Source organism: Bacillus sp. JJ1503 (assembly GCF_036965125.1).
Classification (GTDB): Bacteria; Bacillota; Bacilli; order Bacillales; family Cytobacillaceae; genus Cytobacillus.
Genome location: NZ_JBALOZ010000430.1, coordinates 2,311 through 5,463 on the forward strand (window position 1 = coordinate 2,311; position 3,153 = coordinate 5,463).

At 38.6% G+C, this 3,153-nt stretch carries 2 protein-coding genes; both read right to left on the minus strand.

What is annotated here, in order from left to right; genetic code table 11:
• Nucleotides 1-1,769, minus strand: a 1,769-nt coding sequence (gene qoxB, locus V7149_RS24480; protein ID WP_438824156.1) for a cytochrome aa3 quinol oxidase subunit I, incomplete at its 3' end; no start/stop codon positions are given.
• Between the two features lie 71 nt (nt 1,770-1,840).
• The gene (gene qoxA, locus V7149_RS24485; RefSeq protein ID WP_335348174.1) at nt 1,841-2,773 is read right to left on the minus strand and encodes a cytochrome aa3 quinol oxidase subunit II; all 933 of its coding nucleotides are present in this window, start codon (nt 2,771-2,773) and stop codon (nt 1,841-1,843) included.
• Between the last annotated feature and the right edge of the window lie 380 nt (nt 2,774-3,153).

Genomic DNA, 3,153 nt, shown 5'->3' on the forward strand with positions numbered 1-3,153 from the left:
CTCATAATAAACGGAACACCACTGCTATTTGGCATATGAATTTTTTCAATTTTATCTTTAAAAATTGATTTACCTTTTTTCTTATGATCCCAGAATGGTTCAATTGAATTTACTTCCGGTGTCACAGCAAAGTTATAGGCTGGAACCGGAGTATGTGTAGCCCATTCAAGTGTACGAGCATTCCATGGATCCGAACTGATATCTCTTGAAGCATAGCGTGTGCTGTAATAAACATTATAGACAATTAACGCGAAGCCAATTGCAAGTCCAATTGCCCCGGCAAATGATAGTAAGTTTAGTGGTCCAAAGCCAGCTTCTTCAGAGTAAGTGTACATACGGCGTGCCTGCCCGTCTAAGCCCGTGAAGAACATCGGGAAGAATGTTACGTTAAAGCTGATCGCGATAAACCAGAATGCCCATTTACCAATTCTTTCACTCAGCATGAATCCGAACATTTTTGGCCACCAGTATGTGAGACCTGCAAGCATCGCAAATACGACACCAGGAATAATTGTATAGTGGAAGTGAGCGACTAAGAACATCGTATTATGGTATTGATAGTCGGCACTTGCCATCCCTAACATAACCCCAGTTACCCCACCGATTGTAAAGATCGGAATAAATCCAACAGAATAAAGCATTGGAACGGTAAATTCAATTTTCCCTTTATACATCGTTAATATCCAGTTGAAAATTTTAATTCCAGTCGGAATCGCAATCGCCATTGTCGTAATCGAGAAAATACTATTCGTTAATGGTCCCTGCCCCATTGTAAAGAAATGGTGTGTCCAAACTAGGAATGATAAAAACGAGATGATTACAATGGAAGCAACCATTGATTTGTATCCATATAGATTTCTACGTGCAAAAGTGGAAATAACTTCACTGTAAACTCCGAATGCCGGTAAAATTAATATATAAACCTCTGGATGTCCCCAAACCCAGAATAGGTTTGCCCAAAGCATATCCATTCCGCCATTTGTCGTTGTAAAGAAGTTTGCTCCAAATAGTCGATCCATTGTTCCGAGTAGTAGTGCAACTGTTAGTACTGGGAACGCGAATACAACGATAACGTTCGCAATAAAAGCAGTCCATGTGAACATAGGCATCTTCATTAAGGTCATGCCCGGTGCTCTCATTTTTAAAATAGTCGTCATAAAGTTAATCCCCGAAATCAATGTACCGATCCCTGCAATCTGTATCGCTATCATATAATAGTTCGTTCCTACAGATTGACTGAAATCATTTCCTGCAAGTGGGAAATAAGAAGTCCAACCTGCATCAGGAGATCCCCCGATGACGAAGGAAATGTTGAATAACATCGCACCCATAAAGAATAACCAGAAGCTTAGTGCATTTAGACGCGGGAATGCTACGTCACGAGCACCAATTTGTAAAGGAACAACGAAGTTCATTAGGGCATAAATAAATGGCATCGCCATAAAAATGATCATGACCACCCCATGGGTAGTAAATACTTCATTGTAATGCTGTGCATCAAGCAGCGTATTTTCAGGTACAGCTGTTTGTGCTCTCATCATAATCGCATCTACCCCACCACGGAAAAGCATGAGGAGCGCAGAGATTAAATACATAATACCGATCTTCTTATGATCAACAGTTGTCAACCATTCACGCCATAAATAACCCCATTTTTTAAAATATGTTAAACCGGCAATAATCGCGATTACTGTCAAGCCAATCGCTACCATGGATGCATAAATCGCTGGACTTGGATGAGGAATGGCAAATCGATCAAAGTAATCCATTTTTTTTGACTCCTTTCGGGAAAAAATAATGCTTATCGAATAAAACAAATTTTTATCAATCTTTGAATCTATTAGTGATTGTTATGTTCGGAATGATTTTCGTTTGAATCATCATGAGAATCGCCTGCTTCGTGTTTATCATCAGCATGTTGTCCTTCATGAGAATCATTTGACCCATGATTATGTTCAGGAGCAGGACTAAATTCTAAATGAGTATTGCTAAAAGTTAATTGACCAAGATGGCCAGGTTCAAGCAGTTTTTCGAATTTTTCTTCTGTTAAAGGCTCAGCAGTCTCTTTCACTTCATCTACCCAATTATCAAACTCTGCTTCAGGCATCGCTTTCACATTGAATGTATTTTCAGCGAAACCTTTTCCGCTAAAGTTTGAATTTCGTCCCATATATTCACCAGGAACATCGGCTGCTAAGTGCAACGTGGTGACCATGTCAGCCATCGCATATTTTTGTCCACCAAGCTGCGGAATCCAGAAGGCCGTGATTGGTCCGAATGAGTAAAGCTTAAATTCCAACGCACGATCGGTTGGGATATATAAGTAGTTAACCGTTTCGATCCCTTCTTCTGGATAGCTAAAATGCCATTTCCAGTTAGAAGTCGAAGCATATACGACTAAAGGCTCCTTATCCTCATATCCCTTCGGAGTAGCTTCTACCTCATACGTAGATCTAACAGTAATGATTGATAGGAAAATGATGATAATAACAGGAATCCCTACACAGATTGCTTCAACAATCGGATTCCCTTCAATATGTGGAGGTTCGTAATCTTCCCGTTGTTTCGATGCACGGTATTTTAATAGTACAAAAACTAACAGTGCAAAAACGGCAATGACAATGATCGCCATCATCGCAATCGATATCCAAATGACATTAGCTGTCGTTTCGGCTTGAGGTCCTTTAGGATCTAAAACCATTACTGGTTCACAGCCTGTTAGCACCGTGATAATAGTAAAAACTAAACATAAAAAAGCCCATTTTATTTTCATTGAGGGTGCCCCTTTCCTTTCATTTAAGCTTTGAAGCATTGTTTAAATGTTTTTTCTGTGATTTTTATCACAATTTACAACTATCTTATTCCGATAAAACATTTAAAACAATCAATTTATCAGGATGTCACAAAATGTTCATGATATAAAGGTGAAAAAATTCACAAAAAGTTCAAAGATCGCTAGAAACAAATATATTCATATAATAAATTTTGGCATCAGATGAAATAAGTGGATTAATATATTTATAATCAATCGATTTTTAATTTCTATCAGGATTTATGGCCCTCAGCATGTATAAACAATGGTGAATGGCGTGATGGGAACGGCATTATTGCTCCAGCAGCATAGAAAAGCAGGGATGAAGGGTTTTTAGAAGT

Bases quoted from the DNA above. Each gene is read 5' to 3' on its own strand.
- qoxA (WP_335348174.1), bottom strand. From the start codon at position 2,773: ATGAAAATAAAATGGGCTTTTTTATGTTTAGTTTTTACTATTATCACG.